The organism is Streptomyces sp. C10-9-1 (assembly GCF_024497955.1).
GTDB lineage: Bacteria > Actinomycetota > Actinomycetes > Streptomycetales > Streptomycetaceae > Streptomyces > Streptomyces sanyensis.
Genome location: NZ_JANHKP010000022.1, coordinates 54,793 through 76,799 on the forward strand (window position 1 = coordinate 54,793; position 22,007 = coordinate 76,799).

Genomic DNA, 22,007 nt, shown 5'->3' on the forward strand with positions numbered 1-22,007 from the left:
GCGCTCAGATGTTCGAGTGGAATGCGACATTCCGGTCGTGGTGGCCGTGTCGTGCGCCGTGACGAGTTCCGCATCGACCTTGCCGAATGGGTGGCCAGGACGCCCGGGAGGGGTGATCATGAGAAGTCCAGAGCGCACTTCCCATGAGGAGGCACGGGTGGCCGAGACTCTGAAGAAGGGCAGCCGGGTGACCGGCGCCGCGCGCGACAAGCTCGCGGCAGACCTGAAGAAGAAGTACGACTCCGGTGCGAGCATCCGGGCGCTGGCCGAGGAGACCGGCCGCTCCTACGGATTCGTGCACCGGATGCTCAGCGAGTCCGGCGTCGTCCTGCGTGGACGCGGCGGAGCGACGAGGGGCAAGAAGGCCCCCTCGACCTGAGCCCCGTCAGCAGAAAGGCTCCTTCGGAACACCGTTTTTCCCGATGCGGTGGCCACCCGGGCGGCCAGGCGGCCCTCCGGGTGGTTACTGTGCAGTAGCCCGCTGTCGCGGGCCCACTGCACCCACGGAGGCGCCCCATGACTTCGCACGACTCCCTGCTGGACCAGGACGGTGTACGACTCACCGTCGACGGCGCCGTCGCCACGGTCACGCTGGCCAAGCCGGACAAGCGCAACGCCCAGGACTTCGCTCTCTGGCGGGCGTTGACGCAGGCGGGCCGGTTGCTCCCGGGCGACGTGCGGATCGTCGTGCTCCGCGGCGAGGGCAAGTCCTTCTCCGCCGGACTCGACCGGCAGGCCTTCACCCCCGAGGGCTTCGACGGCGAGCCGTCGTTCGTCGACCTGGCCCGCGGCACCGACGCGGAGGTGGACGCCGCCATCGCCTCCTTCCAGGAGGCCTTCACCTGGTGGCGCCGCCCCGACCTCGTCACCATCGCCGCCGTCCAGGGCCATGCCATCGGTGCGGGTTTCCAGCTCGCCCTCGCCTGCGACCTGCGGGTGGTGGCCGAGGACGTGCAGTTCGCCATGCGCGAGACCGCCCTGGGGCTCGTGCCCGACCTCGCGGGCACGAGCCCCCTGGTCGCGCTCGTCGGCTACGCGCGCGCCCTGGAGATCTGCGCCACCGGGCGCTTCGTCCACGCCGACGAGGCCGAGCGCACGGGCCTGGCCAACCTGGTCGTCCCGGCCGCCGAACTCGACGCCGCCGTCCGCGACCTCGCGGCCGCCCTGCTCGCCGCCCCGCGCGACGCCGTGGTGGAGACCAAGGCCCTGCTCCAGGGTGCGACCGCCCGCGGCTACGAGGAGCAGCGGGCCGCCGAGCGGGCCGCCCAGGCCCGCCGGCTGCGCGACCTCGCCGGCCTGTCGGACTGAGGCGGAACGCCCGCCCGGCCCCGGCGGCGACTCCCGGCGGCCGGGTGCGGACGGGGGGATTCCTCCGTGCTGCCGCATCCCCGGCGCGCAACGGGGCAGGCGCACATAGTGTGGGCAGGGGCCGGTTCTCCGGCCCGTGCCCACCGCACCCGGTGCGGGGCGGCAGCCGGCCCGCCCGGTCCCGCAGGGAGGCCGGAGGCCGCCCGGGCGGGCCCATCCGCGGCGCCCCGTGAAAGGACCACGCGATGAGCGAGACAGGCGAGCGCAACCGGCCCCCGCAGGCGGCCGTCGTCGAGCAGGGGGCCGACACCCCCCGCCGGAGCGCGCCCGGCACACGGGCCGACGCCCAGGTCCGCGGACGGACCACGATCGCCGACGGCGTCGTCGAGAAGATCGCCGGGCTCGCGGCGCGCGACGTCGTCGGCGTCCACACCATGGGCAGCGGCGTCTCCCGCACCTTCGGCGCCGTGCGCGACCGGGTTCCCGGTGCGGGCGGCAGGTCCGGTCCGGCACGCGGGGTCAAGGCCGAGGTGGGGGAGGTGCAGACCGCGCTCGACCTGGAGATCGTCGTCGACTACGGCGTCTCCATCGCCGACGTGGCCCGGGCCGTCCGGGAGAACGTCGTCTCCGCGGTCGAGCGCATGACGGGCCTGGAGGTCGTCGAGGTCAACATCGCGGTGAGCGACGTCAAGCTCCCCGACGAGGACGACGACGAGCCCGAACCCCGTATCCAGTAGCACCGGGTCCAGGAGAGGAGTCCACGATGAGCATGGCGGTCGTCGGCATGGTCGCCGGCATGGCTCTCGGATTCGCCGGGTACTTCGGCGGGTTCGGGGCGTTCCTTCTCGTCGCCGCGCTGGGAGCGGTCGGGTTCGTGGTCGGCCGCTTCGTCGAGGGCGACCTCGACATCGGCGACTTCCTCCGCGGCCGCGGCAACGGGCGGCGGTGATCCGCCGTGGCCGGGGGTGAGCCCGCACCGACCCGCCCACGCCGGGTCGCCCCCGCCGAGCGGGGGTCGACCACCGTGGCGGACCGGGTCGTCGCCAAGATCGCCACCCGGGCGGCCCGGGAGGCCCTGCCCGTCCCCGAGGGCGGCGCGGCCCCGCACGCCATGGTGGTGGTGCACCACGGCGCGGCCCGCATCAGGATCAGCCTGGAACTCGACTACCCCTGCGACATCGGGGGCCGGTGCGCCCGCGTGCGGCGGCACGTCGCACGCCGGGTACGGGAACTCGCGGACATGGAGGTGCCGGAAGTGGCCGTCCAGGTCGAGCGGCTGCACTCCGCTCCGCAGCACGCCACCGCGGAGGGGAGGCTCCGGTGAGCGCCGACGCGCCCGGGGGAACCCCCGCCGAGGAGGCGGCCCCGGCCGCGGCCCGGCCGCCCGCCGCCCGCGGCCGCGCTCCCGCGGAGCCCTCAGGGCCCCGGGCCGGGCGCTTCTGGTCCGCCCGCAGGGTGCCCGCCGCCGTACTCGCGCTGGTCCTCCTCGGCGCCACCGGCCTGCTGCTGTACGACGTCGCCGCCGTCCGCGCCGACCGCCCGGCGATGCACTGGCGGCGCGCACTCGCCGACCACCTGGACCGCTGGCGCCTGGACGAGGTGGCCGTCCTCGCCGTCGCGGCCGCCGTGGTGCTCCTCGGGCTCTGGCTCCTCGTCCTCGCCGCCACACCCGGCCTGCGCGCCGTCCTGCCCATGCGGCGCGACCGTCCCGGGGTGTGTGCCGGACTCGACCGCGAAGCGGCCGCGCTGGTGCTGCGCGACCGTGCCGTGGAGGTCTCCGGGGTGCAGTCGGCGAAGGTGCGGGTCGGCCGGGGCAGGGCCACCGTCCGCGCCCGCTCCCACTTCCGCGAACTCGACGAGGTGCGCGCCGACCTCGACACCGCGCTCGCCATCGGCCTGCGGGAGCTCGGCCTCGCCCGCCCCTGCGTCCTCACCGTCCACGTCACCCGCCCCACGGGGAGGAAGGCATGAGACGCATGCTCCCGGTGGCCAACCGCGTGCTGCTGGCCCTGGCGGGCCTCGCGCTGGTCGCGGCCGGCGGCGCCGTCCTCGCCGCCGGAGCCGGACTCGACGTCCCCTCCTGGTGGCCCTGGTCCGGTCCCTCCGACGTCCTGCTCAGCGACGCGGACCGGGCGCGGTGGCGGTCGGAGGGCTGGTGGTGGCCCGTCGTCATCGGCGTCCTGGCGCTCGCCTTGCTGCTCGCCCTGTGGTGGCTGCTCGCGCAGCTGCGGCGCGCACGGCTCGCCGAGATCCTGGTGGACAGCGGCGACGGAGAAGGGGCCGTGCTGCGCGGCCGGGCCCTCGAAGAGGTGATGCGGAGCGAGGCCGAGTCGATGGCGGGCGTCTCCCGGGCCGCGGTAGCGCTCACCGGGCGCCGCCGCACCGCGCCGGGTGCACGCGTGCTGCTGCACCTCGAAGCGCACGCCTCACCCGAGGAGGTCCTCTCCGGTCTGGCCGACGGCGCCCTCGGCAACGCCCGCACCTCGACCGGCCTCGCCGCGCTGCCGGCCGAGGCGAGGCTGCGGGCCTCCAGGCACCGGGCCCAGCGGGTCAGCTGAGCCGAGGTCGCGCCGCGGGACCGTCAGAAGCCGCGCCGTGCGCCGCCGTCCACCGGCAGCATGACCCCGGTCAGATACGAGGCCGCCGGGGACAGCAGGAACGCCGCCACGGCCCCGAACTCCCCGGGCGTGCCGTAGCGCCGCAGCGGGATGGCGGCCTCACCGGCCGCCCGGGCGGCCTCGGCGTCGCCGGAGAGCGCGTCCAGCTCCCGGACGCGGTCGGTGTCGATACGGGAGGGCAGCAGCCCCACCACGCGGATGCCGCGCGGCCCCAGCTCGTCGGCGAGGGACTTCGCGAAACCGGCGAGCCCCGGCCGCAGGCCGTTGGAGACCGTCAGACCCGCGATCGGCTCGTGGACGGAGGCGGACAGCACGAAGCCGATCACCCCGCCCTCGGAGAGTTCGGCCGCGGCCGTGCGGGCGAGCCGCACCGCCCCCAGGAACACCGACTCGAAGGCCGAGCGCCACTGCTCGTCCGTGTTGTCCGCCACGAAGCCCGGCGCCGGGCCGCCCACGCTGATCAGCACCCCGTCGAACCGCCCGAAGTGCTCCCTGGCCGCGGCCACGGCGCGCTCCGCAGCGGCGGGCTCGGCGTTGTCCGAGGCCAGGCCCACCGCACCCGGGCCGAGGGCGGCGGCCGCGTCGGCGACCGCCGCCGCGTCGCGGCCGGTGACCACCACCCGCGCCCCCTCGGCGACCAGAGCCGCGGCGGAGGCGCGGCCCAGGCCCCGGGAGGCACCGGTGACGACGAAGACGCGGTCCTTCAGTCCAAGATCCATGCGCCCTATCCTGCCTCGTCGTGCCGGGCGAGTGCGAGGGCCGTGTTGACCAGGCCGATGTGACTGAACGCCTGCGGGTAGTTGCCCAGCAGGCGCTCGGCCACCGGGTCGTACTCCTCGGACAGCAGACCCACGTCGTTGCGCAGCGCCAGCAGCTGCTCGAACAGCTCGCGGGCCTCCTCGTGGCGGCCCGCCATGCACAGGGCGTCGGTCAGCCAGAAGGAGCAGGCGAGGAACGTGCCCTCGCTGCCGGGCAGCCCGTCCACCCCGGCACCCACCGTGCTGTAGCGCCGCACCAGGGGCCCGTCGGCCAGCTCCCGCCGGACCGCCTCGATGGTGCCCAGCACCCGCGGGTCGTCACCCGGGAGGAAGCCGACGTGCGGGATCAGCAGCGTGGCCGCGTCCAGCTCCTCGGAGCCGTAGGACTGGGTGAAGGTGTTGCGCACCGGGTCGTAGCCCTTCTCGCACACCTCCCGGTGCACCTCGTCGCGCATGGCGCGCCAGCGGGCCACCTCCCCGGGCAGCGAGCGGTCCGTCTCCAGGGTGCGCACCGCCCGGTCGGCGGCCGCCCAGGCCATCACCTTGGAGTGGACGAAGTGGCGGCGCGGGCCGCGGACCTCCCACAGCCCCTCGTCGGGCTGGCGCCAGGTGGACTCCAGGAAGCCCAGCAGGCTCAGCTGGATGTTCCACGCGTGCCGCTCGGCGGGGAGGCCGGCCTGGCGGCACACGAACAGGGAGTCGATCACCTCGCCGTAGACGTCCAGCTGGAGCTGGGTCGCGGCCTCGTTGCCGACCCGGACCGGCACCGCCCCGCCGTAGCCGCCCAGCCACTCCACCTCGAACTCGGGAAGCCGGCGCTCGCCCGCGATGCCGTACATGATCTGCAGGTCGGCGGGGTCGCCGGCCACCGCGCGCAGCAGCCAGTCCCGCCAGGCGGCGGCCTCCTCGTGGTAGCCCGCCGCCACCAGCGACCCCAGGGTCAGTGCGGAGTCCCGCAGCCAGCAGAAGCGGTAGTCCCAGTTGCGCACCCCGCCGAGCTCCTCCGGGAGCGAGGTGGTCGGGGCCGCCACGATGCCGCCCGTCGGGGCGTAGGTGAGTGCCTTCAGGGTGATCAGGGAGCGCACCACCGCCTCGCGGTAGGGGCCGCGGTAGCCGCACACCGAGGCCCATGCGGTCCAGTCCTCCAGCGTGTGGCGCAGCGACTCGTGGGGGTCGATGAGCGGGGGCCGGGACTTGTGCGAGGGGTGCCAGGTGAGGACGAAGGCGACCGACTCGCCCGCCGCCACCGTGAACGAGGAGCAGGTGCTGAACTGCTGGCCCCACGTCTTGACCTGGGGTTCGCTGCGCAGCCACACCGCGTCGGGGCCTGCCACCGCCACCCGGTGCCCGTCCGTCCGGCGCATCCACGGCACCACGGAGCCGTAGTCGAAGCGCAGCCGCAGTGTCGCGGCCATCTCGACGCTGCCGGTGACGCCCTCCACGATCCGCACCAGGTCGGGGGCCTCGTCGCGCTGGGGCATGAAGTCGAGGACCCGCACCGTGCCCGTGCGGGTCTCCCACACCGACTCCAGGACGAGCGAGTCCCCGACGTAGCCGCGCCGGGTGCACCGCCCGGCGCCCCGGGGCGCGATCCTCCAGTGGCCGTTCTCCTCGTTGCCCACGAGTGCGGCGAAGCAGGCCGCGGAGTCGAACCGCGGCAGGCACAGCCAGTCGACGGAGCCGGTCGCGGAGACCAGCGCGGCCGTCTGGAGGTCGCCGATGAGGGCGTAGTCCTCGATGCGTAGGGTCACGCTCTGGCGTGTTCCCGGCGGAGTCGGCCGTCAACCAGCGGCGGGGGCGGGCTCCGGGGTGCCGGGCTTCCGCGCCGCGGCCCGGTCCCGCAGCTCACGGCGGACGAGGACCACCCAGCCGACGGGCACCCCGGCGGCGAACAGCCACCACTGGACGGCGTAGGCCATGTGGGCGCCGATCGAGTCGTGGTCCGGCGCGGGGATCTGCTCGGGCCCCTCGGGGCCGGACTGCGGGTCCGTCAGCTCCAGATAGCCGCCGAGGACCTCGCGGTCCAGCCGCTCGGCCTGCTGCGCACTGCTGATGAGCATCACCTGGCGCGGGGGGAGCCCGGCCAGGTCCTTGATCCCGCTGGTGCCGGTCGTCTCGTCGGCCTTCAGCCGCCCCGTGACCGTGACGGTGCCCCGCGGCGGGGGCGGCACCTCGGGGAACGCCGTCTGGTCGGCCCCGAAGGGGACCCAGCCGCGGTTGACGAGCACGGCACGGCCGTCCGCCAGCACCAGGGGGGTCAGCACATGGAACCCGACCCTGTCCTCGGTGTTGGTGCGCCGCCGCACCACGACCTCGCCCTCGGTGTCGAAGGTGCCCGTGGCCCGCGCGGCGCGCCAGTAGTCGGCCCGCGGGACGGTGTGGCCCGGCGAGGTGAGCTCCTCGACGGGGACCGGTGCCGCGGCCAGGCTGTCGGCGATCAGTCCGTTCTGCGCGACCCGGCGCTCATGGCGGTGGAACTGCCAGAAGCCCAGCTCGACCATCGAGGGGACGAGGACGAGGGCGATCAGGGTGAGGATCACCCACTGCCGGGTCAACAGGAAGCGGTACACGGCTCGACGGTACCCGGCGCGCCGCGGCCCCCGGACGAGGGGGTCTCGTCCGGGGGCCGTGAGCGCCGGGGGAGCCTCGCCCCCGGGGGCGGGCTCCCGTGTCTCACACCCGGTCGACGATGCCGGCCCTCCCCTCCGCCCTGGCGCAGTGGGCGCCGCAGTACCAGTGGCCCTCGGCCTCCACGCCCTGGCCGATGATCTGGACCCGGCAGTGCTCGCAGATGGGTGCCATGCGGTGGATGGCGCAGGAGAAGCAGTCGAAGACGTGCACCGCGCCCTGCGCGTGCACCTCGAAGGACATGCCGTAGTCGTTTCCGCAAACCTCGCAACGTGCCATGCGCCTCAGGGTGAAACGCCCGGGCCGCCCCGGGCGAGCGGCCCGGGGGCGAGTCGCCGCGCATTCACTCCGATGCGGGTGCCTGCGGCGGGGGAGCGGCCGGGGCGCGGCGCCCGCCCGGCGCGGGGGCCACGTCCCGCAGCGCCTGCGTGAAGGCCGCCTCGTCGAGGACGGGGGTGCCGAAGGCCGCCGCCTTGACCGCCTTGGAGGTGGCGGCGCCCGGGTCGTTGGTGACCAGCAGGCTCGTCAGCCGCGACACGCTCGTCGCCACGTGCAGGCCGGCCTCCACCGCCCGGTCCTCCAGCAGCTCCCGCTCGGTCGAGGTGTCGCCGGAGAAGGCCACCCGCATGCCCTGCACCAGCGGCCCGCCGGCCGTGTAGCGGCCCGGGTTCGGGTACGGGCACGGCGGGCGCTTGCGGGACGGGCGCCAGCTGCGGTGCCCGTGGGACGCCTGGTACCCCACACGCGCCGGGGCGGCGGTGTCCGTCCACTCCGTCAGCGGGCGGCACTCCAGCAGCGGCAGCCGCACACCGCCCCGCGCGGCCGCGTGCAGGCTGGGACGGAAGGCCTCGGCGAGCACCCGCGCGTCGTCCAGCGCGTGGTGGGCGCGCTGCTGCACCACCCCGAAGTGCGCGGCCAGCGACTCCAGCTTGAGGTTCGGCAGCGGCAGCCGGAGCTCCTTCGCCAGGGCGATGGTGCACAGCCGCTGGCGGGTCGGGGCCTCGCCGCGGGCGCGCGCGTACTCCCGGGCGATCATGTTCCAGTCGAAGGCGGCGTTGTGCGCGACGAGGACCCGGCCCGCCAGGCGCGAGGCGAACTCCCCGGCGATCTCGCCGAACAGCGGCGCCCCCCGGAGCACCTCGCTCGTCAGCCCGTGGATCCACACCGGCCCCGGGTCCCGCTCCGGGTCGACCAGGGTGTACCAGTGGTCCTCGACCTCGCCCCGGGCGTCGAGCCGGTAGACGGCGGCCGAGACGATCCGGTCGTCCCGGGCGAGCCCCGTGGTCTCCACGTCGACGACCGCGTACCCCTCGGGGTAGGCGGTCGGCCAGGTCGTCGCTGCGGTCGTTCGGTCGTCGAGCATGGTCACAGAGAATACGGGCCGCCGCCGACAGCACTCGACCCCCCGGTGCGCCCCGCCCCGGTCCCCGCCGAGGCGGCGCAAGACCGCCGTGCCCCCAGCGGGTTGACGCACCCCGGGCCGGGCCGGGATGAGACGCTGTCCCCGTGAGCGACGAGAGGCGGCCCGGTGACGCGGCCGGGGCGCAGGACGCGGGCGGTGCCCGCCGCCCCGCGGCCGCGCAGGCGGAGCACGAGGCGGGCCACGGCGGACTCGGCACCCGCCTCAACTGGCTCCGCGCGGCGGTGCTCGGCGCCAACGACGGCATCGTCTCCACGGCCGGCCTGGTCGTCGGCGTCGCGGGGGCGACCTCGGAGCGCTCCGCCCTGCTGACCGCGGGCCTGGCCGGGCTGATGGCCGGGTCGCTGTCCATGGCGGCGGGCGAGTACGTCTCGGTGTCCACCCAGCGCGACTCCGAGCTGGCCGCCCTCGCGCAGGAGCGGCGCGAGCTGGCGGAGCAGCCCGAGGCCGAACTGGAAGAACTCACGCAGATGCTGACGGACCGCGGCCTTTCGGGGGCGGTGGCCCGGGAGGCCGCCGAGCAGTTCACCGCCCGCGACGCCCTGCGCACCCACGCCCGGGTGGAACTCGGCATCGACCCGGACGCCCTCACCAACCCCTGGCACGCGGCGGGGGCCAGCTTCCTGGCGTTCACGGTGGGAGCCCTGCTGCCGCTGCTGGCGATGGTGCTGCCGCCCGCCTCCGCCCGGCTGTCCGTCACGGTCCTGTCGGTGCTGGTGACCCTCGCCCTGACCGGCTGGTGGAGCGCACGCCTGGGGGCCGCACCTCCGGGACGGGCCGTGCTGCGCAACGTCGGCGGTGGTGCGGTCGCGATGGGCGTCACCTACGCGGTCGGCTCCCTGCTGGGCGCCGCCGGGGTGTGACGGGGGTGCGCCGCGGTGGCGCCCCCGCTCACAGCCGCCACCCGGGGGCGTCCGCGCCCCAGCGGCCCGAGGGCACCGCCCAGCCGGAGGGGCCATGGTCGAAGGCCACGGCGGGCAGCGCGTGGCGGAGCCGGCCCCGCGGGGTGTCCACCTCGGTCATCCACGGCTCCGCGTCGAAGTCCTCCGCCGTACCCGCCGCCGTACCCGACGGCCCCGCCGCCGTGCCCGGCCCGTGCAGCAGCCAGGCGGCGGTCCGCGCCAGCGAGACGTCCACCACCCGCCCGGTGCCCGAGGCCTGCCGGAGGGTCAGGGCCCGCAGCAGACCGGCGGCGAGCAGATACCCCGTGCCGTGGTCCAGCGCCTGCGCCGGCAGGGCCCCCGGCACGCCCGCGTCCCCCTCCCGCAGCGCGATCCCCGAGGCGGCCTGCACCAGGCTGTCGAAGCCCCGGCGGCCGGACCAGGGCCCGCTGCGGCCCCACGCGGAGAGCCGGCCCACCACGAGCCCCGGCCGCCGGGCCGCGAGGTCGCCGGGCAGCAGCCCGAACCGGTCCAGCGCGCCCGGCCGGTAGCCCGTCACCACCACGTCCGCCGAGGACAGCAGCTCCTCGAACACCGCCCGGTCGGCCCGGCGCCCGAGGTCGAGCAGCGCGGAGCGCTTGCCGAGCCCGGTGTCGTCGTGAAGGTCCTGGGCCTCCGGCAGACCGGGGGAGTCCACGCGCAGCACGTCCGCGCCGAGCAGCGCGAGGGTGCGGGTGGCCACCGGCCCCGCGAGCACCCGCGTCAGGTCGAGCACGCGCAGCCCGGCGCACGGCAGCTCACGGGGAGCCCCCGCGGCGGGCGGCGCCCCGGCCGCGCCCAGCTCCCCGACGTGCAGCAGCGGCTCGGCGCCGGCCGCCGCACCCTGGGGATGCGCGGCCCACTCCCGGGTGGAGCGCACGGCGACGGCGAGGCCGCCCGCCGCGTACACCGCCTCCTCCACCTCGGTGGCGGGGCGCTCCGCCACCGCCCCGGCCACGGACGCCGCCCCCGCGCCGTCCGGCAGGCCGAGCGCCTGCCGCAGCCGGCGCCGGTGGTGCGGGTAGTTGGCGTGGGTGCGGACCCAGCCGTCGGCGGCGGGCCAGAAGCGCGACAGCGGGGCGAAGGCCGTCGGCGGCGCCCCGTCGAGCCGTACGAGCCGGTCGCCGAGGAAGGCCGCGGTCACGGCTCCGTCGTCGACGCGGACGGCGGGCACCGGACCGCCGCCCCGCCGGGCGGCCAGCTCCGCGGCCGCCAGGGAGCAGAGGGCGACGGTGGCCCGTGCGAGGGGCAGGGAGGGGAGCCGGGAGCGGAGGCCGCCCGTCCCCGCGGCGGTGACCCGTTCCGTCAGCGCCGGGTCGCCGCCGAGCGCGGCCCAGCCCTCCGTGACACCCGGGGGAAGATCATCCGACATGACGCCACTATGGCACGGCGTCCGGGCCCGCGGTACGGGCCGCCGTCCCGCGGGCACCCGCCGAGGCGAAGGGCCCCGAGGGCGGCCGGTCCCGGTCGTGCCGGGCCCGGCCCCCTCGGGGCCCTCGCGCTGCGGCCGCCGCACCCGGTCGCCGGGTCCGGTCCGGGTGCGGCCCTCAGGGACCGGCCGCACCCCGGGGTGCCGCTACCAGCGGACGGCGTCCAGGGCGTCGACGACGCCGGTGCCGTAGAAGCCGTTGTTGCGCGTGCCGCCCTCGCAGACCGTGTCCACCGTGCCGTCGCCGTTGATGTCGTACGGGTTGGTGCAGGCGGTGTCGTCGGCCTGGGCGTACAGCAGGCCCTTGACCAGCGCCGGCGGCGCGTAGGGGTGCTTCGACTTGATCAGCGCGACCACGCCCGCGACGTGCGGGGAGGCCATCGAGGTGCCCGCCTTGTACCCGTAGCCGCCGCCGGGCAGCGTGGAGAGGATGCGGCCGTCGACGGCCGGTCCCTCCGGGGCCTGGTAGCGGGTCGCGTCGCCGCCGGGGGCGGAGATGTCGACGACACCGTGGCCGTAGTTCGAGTACGAGGACTTCAGGTTCTTCGCACCCAGTGCGGAGACCGTGACCACACCCGGGATCTGGGTCGGGATGTCCAGGCACTCGCGCGGGTTGACGACGCGCTCCACCGGGGTGGTGTCGTTCGGGCTCGTGACGTCGGTGAGCTCGTCGGCGGCGAGGTCCATCCGCGAGTTGCCCGCCGCGGCCACATTGACCGCGCCCCTGCGCTCCGCGTACCGGGCGGCACGGGAGACGGCCTCGACGAGGGCCTTCTGGTCCGCGTCGTTCTTGCAGTTGAACAGCCACGGGTCGGTGTAGTAGCTGTTGTTGGTGACGTCGACGCCGTGCTCGGCCGCCCACACGAAGCCGCAGACCACGGCCTCGGTGTAGAAGAAGCCGTCGGGCTGCGAGACCTTGATGCCGGAGACCTTCACACCCGGCGCGACACCGGTGATGCCGACGTCGTTCTTCGCGGCGGCGATGGTCCCGGCGACGTGCGTGCCGTGGTCGGACTCGTCCGGCCCCGGACGCCAGGCGCCGTCCGCCGTGTTCGGCACACCGCCGACGCAGCTGACGGACGCCCTGCGGTCGAAGTTCGGCGCGAGGTCGGGGTGGGTGTCGTCCACACCGGTGTCGATGACCGCGACGGTCACCCGCTTGCTGCCGAGCGACTTCTTGTGGGCCTGGTCCGCCTTGATGGCGGGCAGGTCCCACTGGAGCGGTTCGAGCGGGTCCTGCCCGTCCACGGCGGCCTCGGCGGCGGCCGCGGCCTCCTCGGCGCCCAGCGGGCGCTCCGACCCGATCGCCGTGTCCTTCGCCGCCGCGATCGGCGCGGTGCGGGTGGCGCCGGCCGACTGCACACCGCGGACGCCGCGTATCGTCTCGGCGAACGCGGGGTTCTGCGAGTGGACGACGATCACGCCTATCTGGTCGTACGCGTACACGACCGTGCCGCCGGCCTTGGCTATCGCCTTCTTGACGGCCTTCGAGGTGCCGTAGCCGCCCTTGACGTTGACCACGTAGGACAGCTTGGGGCCGTCCGTCGACACCGCGGCGGGGACATCGTCCGTGACTGCTGCCGACGCCGTACCCGTCGGCAGGAAGCCCAGCGATGCCGTGAGCGCCAGACCGACGGGGAGCGCGAGAGCGCGTCGTCGTCCGGATCCCAGATGAGCCATGGGTTCTCCACATCATCCGTGACAACCGCCCAAACACCCCTTGCGAATGGGCGGGTTCATGACGAGTGAAGCTATCGCTGATCATGTGGGCACTTCAATGGATCCGGCGGACGGATGCGGCCGGATACCGCCCGTCCCCCCGGAGGCGGGCGCGTGCGGGACGGGCGGTACCCGTCCCGTCCGGACGCCGGGGCGGCGACGTCCGGCGGGCACCTGGCAGAACCACCCGCGTGAACCGGTTCGCCCCGCACCCCGTGCCGTTGTCAGGGAGTGGAACGACAACCCGCCATTCCCCAGGGCACCACCGTCCAGCCGACCCCCATCCGCCCCGTGTCGCGAGGAGATTCCGTGACCACCGATGCGCCGCCGCCCCCGAGCGGCCCGGACACCGCCCCCGCACAGCCCACCGCACAAGCGTTCGTCCGCATGCAGGAGAGTCCGGAATTCGGCGAACTGCGCCGGGCCCACCGCTCCTTCGCCTTCCCCCTGACCGTCGCCTTCATCGCCTGGTACCTGCTCTACGTGCTGCTGTCCAACTACGCGGGCGGCTTCATGGGCACCAGGCTCCTCGGCAACGTCAACGTCGCTCTCGTCCTCGGGCTCGCGCAGTTCGCCACCACCTTCCTCATCGCCTGGTTCTACTCCCGGCACGCCGCCGGGAAGCTCGACCCGCAGGCGGAGGCCATCAAGTCCCGTATGGAGGCCGACGCATGAGCCCCGCGCTGCACCTCGCGGCGGAGAACGCCACCACCGAGCACCGCGCACTGATCATCACCCTGTTCGCGGCCTTCGTGGTCGCCACCCTGCTCATCACCGTGTGGGCCGGACGCCAGACCAAGGACGCCTCCGACTTCTACGCGGGCGGGCGCCAGTTCACCGGCTTCCAGAACGGGCTCGCGATCTCCGGCGACTACATGTCCGCCGCCTCCTTCCTCGGCATCGCCGGGGCCATCGCGCTCTTCGGCTACGACGGCTTCCTCTACTCCATCGGCTTCCTGGTGGCCTGGCTGGTCGCCCTGCTGCTGGTGGCCGAGCCCCTGCGCAACTCCGGCCGCTACACCATGGGCGACGTCCTCGCCTACCGCATGCGCCAGCGCCCCGTGCGCACCGCCGCGGGGACCTCCACCATCGTGGTGTCGATCTTCTACCTGCTCGCGCAGATGGCCGGTGCGGGTGTGCTGGTCTCCCTGCTGCTCGGCATCACCAGCGACGGCGGCAAGATCGCCATCGTCACCCTGGTGGGCCTGCTGATGGTCGTCTACGTCACCGTCGGCGGGATGAAGGGCACCACCTGGGTGCAGATGGTCAAGGCCGTCCTGCTCATCGCGGGCACCCTGCTGATCACCTTCCTGGTGCTGTGGAAGTTCGACTTCAACATCTCCGCCCTGCTCGGCAAGGCCGCGGAGAACAGCGGACACGGGGCGGCCTTCCTGGAACCCGGCCTCAAGTACGGCGTGAGCGGCACCTCCCGGCTGGACTTCCTCTCGCTGGGCCTCGCACTCGTCCTCGGCACCGCCGGACTGCCGCACATCCTCATCCGCTTCTACACCGTGCCCACCGCCAAGGCGGCGCGGAAGTCGGTGAACTGGGCCATCGGCATCATCGGCGCGTTCTACCTGATGACCATCGCCCTCGGCTTCGGCGCCGCGGCGATCGTCGGCCCGGAGACGATCACCGAGTCCAACGCGGCGGGCAACACGGCAGCCCCCCTCCTCGCCCTGCACATCGGGGGCACCGACTCGGCCTCCGGCGCCATCCTGCTGGCGGTGATCTCCGCGGTCGCCTTCGCCACCATCCTGGCCGTGGTCGCCGGACTCACCCTGGCCTCGTCCTCCTCCTTCGCCCACGACATCTACGCGAACGTGATCCGCAAGGGACAGGCGACCGAGAAGGAGGAGGTCCGCGCCGCCCGCTGGGCCACCGTCCTCATCGGCATCGTGTCCATCGCCCTGGGCGCCCTCGCCCGCGACCTCAACGTCGCCGGCCTGGTCGCCCTCGCCTTCGCCGTCGCGGCCTCCGCGAACCTGCCGACCATCCTCTACAGCCTGTTCTGGAAGCGGTTCACCACCCGGGGCGCGCTGTGGTCGATCTACGGCGGCCTGACGGCGTCGGTCGTACTGGTCCTCTTCTCCCCGGTGGTCTCGGGCAAGGCCAGCTCCATGTTCCCGGACGCCGACTTCGCCTGGTTCCCGCTGGCCAACCCGGGTCTCATCTCCATTCCGATCGGCTTCCTGCTCGGCTGGCTCGGCTCCCTGCTGTCGAAGGAGGAGCCCGACCGGGACAAGTACGCCGAACTGGAGGTCAAGTCGCTGACCGGCGTCGGCGCCCACTGACCGGGGCCGGGGACCGCTGAGCGGGCCCCGGCAGCCCCTCCCGGCCCGGCCGCGTCGTAGGGTCCTACGACGCGGCCGGGCCGGAGTCCGTGGCAATCTGGCCGCCTCGCCGCCGACGGACTGGCGTACGCTCGGAGGCGTCAGTTCCACCACCCGGGGAGGGGACCAGCAGTGCTCATCGACACGTTCGGCCGCACGGCAACCGACCTGCGTGTCTCCCTCACGGACCGGTGCAACCTGCGGTGCACCTACTGCATGCCCGAGGAGGGCCTGCAGTGGCTGGCCAAGCCCGACCTGCTCACCGACGACGAGATCGTCCGGCTCGTCCGCATCGCCGTCACCGACCTCGGCGTCACCGAGGTCCGCTTCACCGGGGGAGAGCCCCTGCTGCGGCCCGGCCTGGTCGGCATCGTCGAGAGGGTCGCCGCCCTGGAGCCCCGGCCGAAGACGTCGCTGACGACCAACGGCATCGGACTGCGGCGCACCGCCACGGCCCTGAAGGACGCCGGCCTCGACCGGGTCAACGTCTCGCTGGACACCCTGCGCCCGGAGGTCTTCAAGGCGCTCACCCGCCGCGACCGCCACCAGGACGTGCTCGACGGACTCGCCGCGGCCCGGGACGCGGGCCTCACGCCCGTCAAGGTCAACGCCGTCCTGATGCCGGGGCTCAACGACGACGAGGCGCCCGAGCTGCTCGCCTGGGCCATGGCCCACGGCTACGAGCTGCGGTTCATCGAGCAGATGCCCCTCGACGCCCAGCACGGCTGGAAGCGGGAGGGCATGATCACGGCCGGTGACATCCTGGAGACGCTGCGCACCCGCTTCACCCTCGCCCCCGAGGACGACTCCGCGCGCGGCTCCGCACCCGCGGAGCGCTGGGTGGTGGACGGCGGCCCGCACCGCGTCGGGGTGATCGCCTCGGTGACCCGGCCCTTCTGCCGTGCCTGCGACCGCACCCGCCTGACCGCCGACGGCCAGGTGCGCACCTGCCTGTTCGCCACGGAGGAGACCGACCTGCGCGCCGCGCTCCGCTCGGACGCCCCGGACGAGGAGATCTCCCGGATCTGGCGGCAGGCGATGTGGGGAAAGAAGGCCGGATCCGGACTGGACGACCCGTCCTTCCTCCAGCCCGAGCGCCCCATGTCGGCCATCGGCGGCTGACCGCGCCCGCTCGGCCGCCCCGCGCTCGCGGGGCGTGCCGCCCGGTCCCGCGGCGGACTCACCCCCCGGTGCGCCCGCTCTCCCCGGCGCGCCGCTCCCACTCCTGAAGCGGCACCACGTCCTTGAGGAAGCCGCGCGCGCCGAGGAACTGCGACAGGTGCTCCCGGTGCTCCCCGCAGGCCAGCCATGTCTTGCGGCGCTCGGGGGTGTGCAGCTTGGGGTTGTTCCAGGCGAGGACCCAGACCGCCGGAACACGGCAGCCCTTCGCGGAACAGATCGGCGTCTCGTCACTCACCGCGCCATTGTCCCAGCATGGCGACGCCGGGCAGCCACGGGGGGAGCTGCCCGGCGTCGGTCCGTCGCTCCGACGGGGGATGCGGAGCGCGTAGGAAGTATGTCACGGACAACGCCCGGACGGGCACAGGAACTTCATGATTGATCTGAGGTTTTCCTGAGGTTGCCGAACCGGTCGTCCTCGTCCGCCGCGTCCGGAGCCGCGGGGGAGATCATCGGGCGCACCGGGCTCGGCAGGTACGCCGACGGGAGCGAGGGCGCGTTCTCCCGGCCCGCGTTGGCGACGACCACCGCCACATAGGGCAGCAGCATCCCCAGGACCAGCGTGACCACGGCGACATGGCGCTCCACGTCCCACAGGACCGCGGTCAGCACGACCGCCACCGTCCGCACCGACATCGAGATCACATAGCGGCGCTGCCGCCCGCGCACGTCCTCGGCCAGTCCCCGCCGGGCACCCGTGATCCGGAAGACCTCCGCACCGCCCTGCCTGCCCATCGCGCTCCACCACCCGTTTCCGTGCCGGACCTCGTCTGCCCGGCACTGCCGCGGCCGGCCGTCCCCACGGTACGCCGCCCCGGCCCGCCCGCCGACCCCGGGGCGCCGCACGGAGGTACCGTGCGCACCCCGGCACCGCCTTCGAGGTGCGGCGACACGGATGCGCACGGAGACTTGCAGGCGTAACTGCTCACGCGGAGCCGTACGAGGAGGCAGCCATGGGCTGGTTGTGGGCGATCATCGTGGGATTCGTGCTCGGCCTGATCGCGAAGGCGATCATCCCGGGCAAGCAGCACAGTCCGCTCTGGCTGGTCACCATCTTCGGCATCATCGGCGCGATCATCGGCAACGCCCTGGCCCGGGGCTTCGGGATCGCGGCGACCCCCGGCATCGACTGGGGCCGGCACATCCTGCAGCTGGCGGCGGCCGTCGTCGTGGTCTTCCTCGGCGACATGGCCTACACCTCGCTCAAGGGCGGCAGACGCGAACGGGCCTGAGCGGCCCCGGCATCCCCGGCGCCACGGCGGGACCGGGCGGACGCCACGTCCGCCCGGTCCCGCCGTGGAAGTCCGGCGTACGGGGGCGGGTGCCCCGCACGCGGGGGGTCACCCCGCGGCCACCTCGACCGCGGCCAGGTTCCGCTTGCCCCGCCGCAGCACCAGCCAGCGGCCGTGCAGCAGCTCGGCCTCCGCGGGTACCGCGTCCTCGGCGGTCACCTTCACGTTGTTCACGTAGGCTCCGCCCTCCTTCACGGTCCGCCGCGCACCCGACCTGCTCGGCGCCAGGCCCACCTCCACCAGCAGGTCCACCACCGGCAGCAGCTCCGCCACCCGGGCGTGCGGCAGCTCGGAGAGGGCCGCGCGCAGCGTCGCCTCGTCCAGCTCCGCCAACTCGCCCTGGCCGAACAGCGCCTTCGACGCGGCCACCACCGCGGCGCACTGCTCCGCGCCGTGCACCAGCGTGGTCAGCTCCTCGGCCAGCGCCCGCTGCGCGGCCCGCGCCTGCGGCCGCCGGGCCGTCTGCTCCTCCAGCTCCGTGAGTTCCTCCCGCGAGCGGAAGGACAGGATGCGCAGGAAGCGTGAGACGTCCCGGTCGTCGGTGTTCAGCCAGTACTGGTAGAAGGCGTACGGGGTGGTCATCTCCGGGTCCAGCCAGAGCGCACCGCCCTCGGACTTCCCGAACTTGGTGCCGTCCGCCTTGGTCATCAGGGGCGTGGCCAGGGCGTGCACCTCCGCCTCCGGCTCCAGGCGGTGGATCAGGTCGAGCCCGGCGGTCAGGTTCCCCCACTGGTCGCTGCCGCCCTGCTGGAGGGTGCAGCCGTAGCGGCGGTACAGCTCCAGGAAGTCCATGCCCTGGAGCAGCTGGTAGCTGAACTCGGTGTAGCTGATGCCCTGCTCGGACTCCAGCCGCCGGGCGACCGAGTCCTTGGTCAGCATCTTGTTGACCCGGAAGTGCTTGCCGATGTCGCGCAGGAACTCGATCGCCGACATGCCGGCGGTCCAGTCCAGGTTGTTCACCATGACCGCGGCGTTCTCCCCCTCGAAGGAGAGGAACGGCTCGATCTGGGAGCGCAGCCGGGTCACCCACTGCGCGATGGTCTCCGGGTCGTTCAGCGTGCGCTCCGCGGTGGGCCGCGGGTCGCCGATCTGCCCCGTGGCCCCGCCGACCAGCGCCAGCGGCCGGTGGCCGGCCTGCTGAAGGCGCCGCACGGTCAGCACCTGCACCAGGTGCCCGACGTGCAGACTCGCGGCGGTGGGGTCGAAACCGCAATAGAAGGTGACGGGACCGTCCGCGAGAGCCTTGCGCAATGCGTCCTCGTCGGTGGACTGGGCGATCAGCCCGCGCCACGTCAGCTCGTCGACGATGTCCGTCACGGTTCTTCGGTCTCCTCGTGTGGATGGATGGGCCGCCAGTCTATGGCGTGCCCCGCAGGCGGCGACGGCCGACCGAGGGGCGGACGGGGCGGGCGCCTCCCGCGGGCGCCCGCCCACGGGAGGGGACCGTCACACGCCCTGGCTGACCGAGCTCATGTTGAAGTCGGGCACCCTCAGCGCGGGCATCGCGGCACGGGTGAACCAGTCGCCCCACTCCCGCGGCAGCGTCTTCTCGGTGCGCCCCGCCTCCGTCGCCCGGCCCAGCAGGCCGACGGGCGACTCGTTGAACCGGAAGTTGTTCACCGCGCCCACGACCTCGCCGCCCTCCACCAGGTAGACGCCGTCCCGGGTCAGCCCCGTCAGCAGCAGCGTCGCCGGGTCGACCTCGCGGATGTACCACAGGCAGGTCAGGAGCAGCCCCCGCTCCGTGGAGGCGACCATCTCGGCCAGGGAGCGCCCGCCCCCCGCGTCCAGGACCAGGTTGTCCACGGCGGGGGCCACCGGCAGGCCGGTGAGCGCGGCGCTGTGGCGGGTGGTGACCAGGCGGTCCAGCCGCCCCTCGCTCACCCACTCGGTCGGCCCCAGCGCGAGGCCGTTGTCGAAGACGGAGGCGTCGTCGCCCGAGGCGTGTGCGATCACGAAGGGAGCGGATTCCAGGCCCGGCTCGCGCGGGTCGCTGCGCAGGGTCAGGGGGAGGGGGGAGAGCCGCTCGCCCACGCGGGTGCCGCCGCCGGGCTTGGAGAAGACCGTGCGGCCCTCCGCCGCGTCCCGCGCCGCCGAGGACCACAGCTGGTAGATCAGCAGGTCGGCCACGGCCGTGGGGGGCAGCAGCGTCTCGTACCGCCCGGCGGGCAGCTCCACCCGCCGCCCGGCCCAGCCCAGCCGCTCCGCGAGCTCCAGGTCCAGTGCGCCCGGGTCCACGTCGGCGAAGTCCCGGGTCGAGCGGCCCGCCCAGGCCGAGAGCGAGCGGTCCGGCGACTTGGCGTTGAGCTCCAGGGTCCCGTTCGGCTGGTCGTGCCGCAGCCGCAGCCCGCTCGACGTCCCGAGGTAGGTCGAGGTCAGCTCGTGGTGGGCGAAGCCGTACAGCTCCCGCCCGCCCGCGCGGGCCCTGGCGAAGGACTCGCCCAGCGCCGGGGCGAAGCCGGCGAACACCGCGGAGGAGGTCTCGGCGGGCGCCTCGGCGAAGTCCGGGGACTCGGGCACGCCCGCCACCAGCGGCTGGGCGTCCTCCGCGGGGCCCGCGCCGCGCGCCGCCTCCTCCGCGGCCCGCACCAGCGGCTCCAGCTCCTGCGCCGTGACCGCCGAGCGGGACACCACGCCCGAGGCGGTGCCCTCGGCCCCGTCGACGGTGGCGATCACCGTCAGGGTGCGTCCGCGGGTGACGCCGTTCGTGGTCAGCGCATTGCCCGCCCACCGCAGGTTGGCGGAGGAGTGCTCGTCGGCGATCACCACGCACCCGTCGGCGGTGGAGAGCTCCAGCGCCCGTTCGACGATCTCGTGCGGCTTGGTGGTGCGGGCGCTCATCGACCGGCCTCCTGCGTGGTGTTCAAGATGGTGACGCCCCGGAACAGGGCGGACGGGCAGCCGTGCGAGACCGCCGCGACCTGCCCCGGCTGGGCCTTGCCGCAGTTGAAGGCACCGCCGAGCACGTAGGTCTGCGGCCCGCCCACCTGCTCCATCGAGCCCCAGAACTCGGTCGTCGTCGCCTGGTAGGCCACGTCCCGCAGCTGGCCGGCCAGCCGGCCGTTCTCGATGCGGAAGAAGCGCTGCCCGGTGAACTGGAAGTTGTACCGCTGCATGTCGATGGACCAGGAGCGGTCGCCGACCACGTAGATCCCGCGCTCCACCCCGCCGATCAGGTCCTCGGTCGACAGGCCGCCCGGATCCGGCCGGAGCGAGACGTTGGCCATCCGCTGCACCGGCACATGCGCGGGGGAGTCGGCGTAGGCGCAGCCGTTGGAGCGCCCGAGACCGGTGAGCCGGGCGGTCCGCCGGTCCAGCTGGTAGCCGACCAGGGTGCCGCCGCGCACCAGGTCCCAGCTCTGCGCCGCGACGCCCTCGTCGTCGTACCCGACGGTGGCGAGGCCGTGCTCGGCGGTCCGGTCGCCGGTCACGTGCATCGCCGGGGAGCCGTACGCCAGGGTGCCCAGCCGGTCGAGGGTGGCGAAGGAGGTGCCGGCGTAGGCCGCCTCGTAGCCCAGCGCCCGGTCCAGTTCGGTGGCGTGGCCGATCGACTCGTGGATGGTCAGCCACAGGTTCGAGGGGTCGATCACCAGGTCGTAGCGGCCCGCCTCGACACTGGGGGCCCTCATCTTCCCGGCCAGCAGCCCCGGCAGCTCCTCCAGCTCGCCGTCCCAGTCCCAGCCGGTTCCCCGCAGGTACTCCCAGCCCCGGCCCACGGGCGGCGCAAGGGTGCGCATCGAGTCGAACTCGCCCGAGGTGCCGTCCACGGCCACGGCGGTGAGCTGCGGGTGGAGGCGCACCCGCTGCTGGGTGGTGACGGTGCCCGCGGTGTCCGCGTAGAACTTGTTCTCCTGCACGGTCAGCAGCGAGGCGTCCACGTGGGCGACGCCGTCGGCGCGCAGCAGCCGCGCGCTGAAGTCCGCCAGCAGTCCGGTCTTCTCCTCGTCGGGCACCTCGAAGGGGTTGGTCTCGTAGGAGGAGACCCACGTCCTGTCGGCGTGCACCGGCTCGTCGGCCAGCTCCACCCGCTCCTGCGAACCGGCCGCCGCGATGACCTGCGCGGAGAGCTTCGCCATGGCCACGGCCTGCCCCGCCACCCGGGCGGCCGCGTCCATCGTCATGTCGACGCCGGAGGCGAAGCCCCACGCCCCGCCGTGCACCACCCGCACCGCGTACCCCAGGTCGGTGGTGTCGGAGGAGCCCGCGGGCCGGGCGTCGCGCAGCCGCCAGGAGGCGCTGCGCACCCGCTCCAGGCGGAAGTCGGCGTGCTCGGCCCCGAGCGCGCGGGCCCGGGCGAGCGCGGCGTCGGCCAGCGCCCGCAGCGGCAGCGCGGTGAACGTCGGATCGATGTCGTGGGGCACGGCTGGTCTTCCTCCAGTGACTCACCGGGATCGCTACGGCAC

General features: G+C 74.3%; 24 protein-coding genes. 12 read left to right on the forward strand and 12 right to left on the reverse strand.

The annotated features are described in order from the left end of the window. The first annotated feature begins 157 nt into the window (after positions 1 to 157). The 7 genes from NPS70_RS26290 to amaP all read left to right on the forward strand — a co-directional run bounded on the left by NPS70_RS26290 (position 158) and on the right by amaP (position 3,866). Positions 158 to 379, forward strand: coding sequence for a helix-turn-helix domain-containing protein (locus tag NPS70_RS26290; RefSeq protein WP_256526917.1), 222 nt, complete (start codon positions 158 to 160; stop codon positions 377 to 379). Between the two features lie 137 nt (positions 380 to 516). Then, on the forward strand, positions 517 to 1,308 hold the full coding sequence (locus NPS70_RS26295; protein ID WP_256526919.1) for an enoyl-CoA hydratase/isomerase family protein: 792 nt from the start codon (positions 517 to 519) through the stop codon (positions 1,306 to 1,308). A 245-nt stretch (positions 1,309 to 1,553) separates the two neighbouring features. After that, positions 1,554 to 2,045 carry an Asp23/Gls24 family envelope stress response protein gene (locus NPS70_RS26300; protein WP_256526920.1) on the forward strand — a complete coding sequence of 164 codons (492 nt, stop codon included), beginning with the start codon at positions 1,554 to 1,556 and terminating at the stop codon, positions 2,043 to 2,045. A gap of 26 nt (positions 2,046 to 2,071) precedes the next feature. Beyond that, positions 2,072 to 2,257 carry a hypothetical protein gene (locus NPS70_RS26305; protein WP_256526921.1) on the forward strand — a complete coding sequence of 62 codons (186 nt, stop codon included), beginning with the start codon at positions 2,072 to 2,074 and terminating at the stop codon, positions 2,255 to 2,257. A 6-nt stretch (positions 2,258 to 2,263) separates the two neighbouring features. Then, complete coding sequence (locus NPS70_RS28785; protein ID WP_256526922.1) at positions 2,264 to 2,632, forward strand: hypothetical protein; 369 nt, start codon at positions 2,264 to 2,266, stop codon at positions 2,630 to 2,632. Then, a complete protein-coding gene (locus tag NPS70_RS26315) occupies positions 2,629 to 3,279 on the forward strand; it encodes a DUF6286 domain-containing protein (RefSeq protein ID WP_256526923.1) in 651 nt (216 codons plus the stop codon). Before NPS70_RS28785 ends, NPS70_RS26315 begins: the two co-directional genes overlap by 4 nt. Next, positions 3,276 to 3,866 carry an alkaline shock response membrane anchor protein AmaP gene (gene amaP / locus NPS70_RS26320; protein WP_256526924.1) on the forward strand — a complete coding sequence of 197 codons (591 nt, stop codon included), beginning with the start codon at positions 3,276 to 3,278 and terminating at the stop codon, positions 3,864 to 3,866. Before NPS70_RS26315 ends, amaP begins: the two co-directional genes overlap by 4 nt. 23 nt (positions 3,867 to 3,889) lie before the next feature. Here amaP and NPS70_RS26325 read toward each other — a convergent pair whose 3' ends face one another. The 5 genes from NPS70_RS26325 to NPS70_RS26345 all read right to left on the reverse strand — a co-directional run bounded on the left by NPS70_RS26325 (position 3,890) and on the right by NPS70_RS26345 (position 8,675). Next, a complete protein-coding gene (locus NPS70_RS26325; protein WP_256526925.1) occupies positions 3,890 to 4,645 on the reverse strand; it encodes an SDR family oxidoreductase in 756 nt (251 codons plus the stop codon). 5 nt (positions 4,646 to 4,650) lie between these two features. Then, entirely contained in the window at positions 4,651 to 6,435 is a 1,785-nt protein-coding gene (locus tag NPS70_RS26330; RefSeq protein WP_256526926.1) for a glycoside hydrolase family 15 protein, read from the reverse strand. Between the two features lie 30 nt (positions 6,436 to 6,465). Next, positions 6,466 to 7,254 carry an SURF1 family protein gene (locus NPS70_RS26335; protein WP_256526927.1) on the reverse strand — a complete coding sequence of 263 codons (789 nt, stop codon included), beginning with the start codon at positions 7,252 to 7,254 and terminating at the stop codon, positions 6,466 to 6,468. A gap of 103 nt (positions 7,255 to 7,357) precedes the next feature. Further along, the gene (locus NPS70_RS26340) at positions 7,358 to 7,591 is read right to left on the reverse strand and encodes a hypothetical protein (RefSeq protein ID WP_005319131.1); all 234 of its coding nucleotides are present in this window, start codon (positions 7,589 to 7,591) and stop codon (positions 7,358 to 7,360) included. 64 nt (positions 7,592 to 7,655) lie between these two features. Then, on the reverse strand, positions 7,656 to 8,675 hold the full coding sequence (locus tag NPS70_RS26345) for a DEDDh family exonuclease (protein ID WP_256526928.1): 1,020 nt from the start codon (positions 8,673 to 8,675) through the stop codon (positions 7,656 to 7,658). Positions 8,676 to 8,956: 281 nt separating this feature from the next. Between NPS70_RS26345 and NPS70_RS26350 the strand changes: the two genes are divergently transcribed. Next, positions 8,957 to 9,595 (forward strand): VIT family protein, encoded by a 639-nt coding sequence (locus NPS70_RS26350; RefSeq protein ID WP_256526966.1) that lies wholly within the window; start codon positions 8,957 to 8,959, stop codon positions 9,593 to 9,595. Between the two features lie 28 nt (positions 9,596 to 9,623). On the opposite strand, the gene NPS70_RS26355 is transcribed toward NPS70_RS26350, so the two are convergent. Further along, a complete protein-coding gene (locus NPS70_RS26355) occupies positions 9,624 to 11,024 on the reverse strand; it encodes a CoA transferase (protein WP_256526929.1) in 1,401 nt (466 codons plus the stop codon). A 204-nt stretch (positions 11,025 to 11,228) separates the two neighbouring features. Beyond that, positions 11,229 to 12,761: a S8 family serine peptidase gene (locus NPS70_RS26360; RefSeq protein ID WP_256526930.1), complete on the reverse strand. Its 1,533-nt coding sequence runs from the start codon at positions 12,759 to 12,761 to the stop codon at positions 11,229 to 11,231. 348 nt (positions 12,762 to 13,109) lie between these two features. Between NPS70_RS26360 and NPS70_RS26365 the strand changes: the two genes are divergently transcribed. From NPS70_RS26365 to moaA, 3 genes are all read left to right on the forward strand, one after another. Next, the gene (locus NPS70_RS26365) at positions 13,110 to 13,475 is read left to right on the forward strand and encodes a DUF485 domain-containing protein (RefSeq protein WP_256526931.1); all 366 of its coding nucleotides are present in this window, start codon (positions 13,110 to 13,112) and stop codon (positions 13,473 to 13,475) included. Next, complete coding sequence (locus NPS70_RS26370; protein WP_256526932.1) at positions 13,472 to 15,094, forward strand: cation acetate symporter; 1,623 nt, start codon at positions 13,472 to 13,474, stop codon at positions 15,092 to 15,094. Before NPS70_RS26365 ends, NPS70_RS26370 begins: the two co-directional genes overlap by 4 nt. Positions 15,095 to 15,265: 171 nt before the next feature. After that, complete coding sequence (gene moaA, locus NPS70_RS26375) at positions 15,266 to 16,255, forward strand: GTP 3',8-cyclase MoaA (protein WP_256526933.1); 990 nt, start codon at positions 15,266 to 15,268, stop codon at positions 16,253 to 16,255. Positions 16,256 to 16,313: 58 nt separating this feature from the next. Here moaA and NPS70_RS26380 read toward each other — a convergent pair whose 3' ends face one another. Then, positions 16,314 to 16,550 carry a hypothetical protein gene (locus NPS70_RS26380; protein ID WP_256526934.1) on the reverse strand — a complete coding sequence of 79 codons (237 nt, stop codon included), beginning with the start codon at positions 16,548 to 16,550 and terminating at the stop codon, positions 16,314 to 16,316. A gap of 134 nt (positions 16,551 to 16,684) precedes the next feature. After that, positions 16,685 to 17,047 carry a DUF3099 domain-containing protein gene (locus NPS70_RS26385; RefSeq protein ID WP_256526935.1) on the reverse strand — a complete coding sequence of 121 codons (363 nt, stop codon included), beginning with the start codon at positions 17,045 to 17,047 and terminating at the stop codon, positions 16,685 to 16,687. Between the two features lie 218 nt (positions 17,048 to 17,265). Between NPS70_RS26385 and NPS70_RS26390 the strand changes: the two genes are divergently transcribed. Continuing rightward, a complete protein-coding gene (locus NPS70_RS26390; RefSeq protein WP_256526936.1) occupies positions 17,266 to 17,544 on the forward strand; it encodes a GlsB/YeaQ/YmgE family stress response membrane protein in 279 nt (92 codons plus the stop codon). Between the two features lie 108 nt (positions 17,545 to 17,652). Here NPS70_RS26390 and tyrS read toward each other — a convergent pair whose 3' ends face one another. The 3 genes from tyrS to NPS70_RS26405 form a co-directional block, all read right to left on the reverse strand. Beyond that, positions 17,653 to 18,921, reverse strand: coding sequence for a tyrosine--tRNA ligase (gene tyrS, locus NPS70_RS26395; RefSeq protein WP_256526937.1), 1,269 nt, complete (start codon positions 18,919 to 18,921; stop codon positions 17,653 to 17,655). 129 nt (positions 18,922 to 19,050) lie between these two features. Next, positions 19,051 to 20,445, reverse strand: a complete 1,395-nt coding sequence (locus NPS70_RS26400) for a metallopeptidase TldD-related protein (protein ID WP_256526938.1) — start codon at positions 20,443 to 20,445, stop codon at positions 19,051 to 19,053. Then, positions 20,442 to 21,965: a TldD/PmbA family protein gene (locus NPS70_RS26405; RefSeq protein ID WP_256526939.1), complete on the reverse strand. Its 1,524-nt coding sequence runs from the start codon at positions 21,963 to 21,965 to the stop codon at positions 20,442 to 20,444. Before NPS70_RS26405 ends, NPS70_RS26400 begins: the two co-directional genes overlap by 4 nt. Positions 21,966 to 22,007 lie beyond the last annotated feature (42 nt).

What these genes read in the sequence shown, in the direction of transcription:
- NPS70_RS26355 (WP_256526929.1), bottom strand. Translation starts at nt 11,024, where the DNA reads ATGTCGGATGATCTTCCCCCGGGTGTCACGGAGGGCTGGGCCGCGCTC.
- NPS70_RS26345 (WP_256526928.1), bottom strand. Translation starts at nt 8,675, where the DNA reads ATGCTCGACGACCGAACGACCGCAGCGACGACCTGGCCGACCGCCTAC.
- amaP (WP_256526924.1), top strand. Translation starts at nt 3,276, where the DNA reads ATGAGACGCATGCTCCCGGTGGCCAACCGCGTGCTGCTGGCCCTGGCG.
- NPS70_RS26370 (WP_256526932.1), top strand. Translation starts at nt 13,472, where the DNA reads ATGAGCCCCGCGCTGCACCTCGCGGCGGAGAACGCCACCACCGAGCAC.
- NPS70_RS26340 (WP_005319131.1), bottom strand. Translation starts at nt 7,591, where the DNA reads ATGGCACGTTGCGAGGTTTGCGGAAACGACTACGGCATGTCCTTCGAG.
- NPS70_RS26390 (WP_256526936.1), top strand. Translation starts at nt 17,266, where the DNA reads ATGGGCTGGTTGTGGGCGATCATCGTGGGATTCGTGCTCGGCCTGATC.
- NPS70_RS26385 (WP_256526935.1), bottom strand. Translation starts at nt 17,047, where the DNA reads ATGGGCAGGCAGGGCGGTGCGGAGGTCTTCCGGATCACGGGTGCCCGG.
- NPS70_RS26400 (WP_256526938.1), bottom strand. Translation starts at nt 20,445, where the DNA reads ATGAGCGCCCGCACCACCAAGCCGCACGAGATCGTCGAACGGGCGCTG.
- NPS70_RS26360 (WP_256526930.1), bottom strand. Translation starts at nt 12,761, where the DNA reads ATGGCTCATCTGGGATCCGGACGACGACGCGCTCTCGCGCTCCCCGTC.
- NPS70_RS26325 (WP_256526925.1), bottom strand. Translation starts at nt 4,645, where the DNA reads ATGGATCTTGGACTGAAGGACCGCGTCTTCGTCGTCACCGGTGCCTCC.
- NPS70_RS26300 (WP_256526920.1), top strand. Translation starts at nt 1,554, where the DNA reads ATGAGCGAGACAGGCGAGCGCAACCGGCCCCCGCAGGCGGCCGTCGTC.
- NPS70_RS26305 (WP_256526921.1), top strand. Translation starts at nt 2,072, where the DNA reads ATGAGCATGGCGGTCGTCGGCATGGTCGCCGGCATGGCTCTCGGATTC.
- NPS70_RS26295 (WP_256526919.1), top strand. Translation starts at nt 517, where the DNA reads ATGACTTCGCACGACTCCCTGCTGGACCAGGACGGTGTACGACTCACC.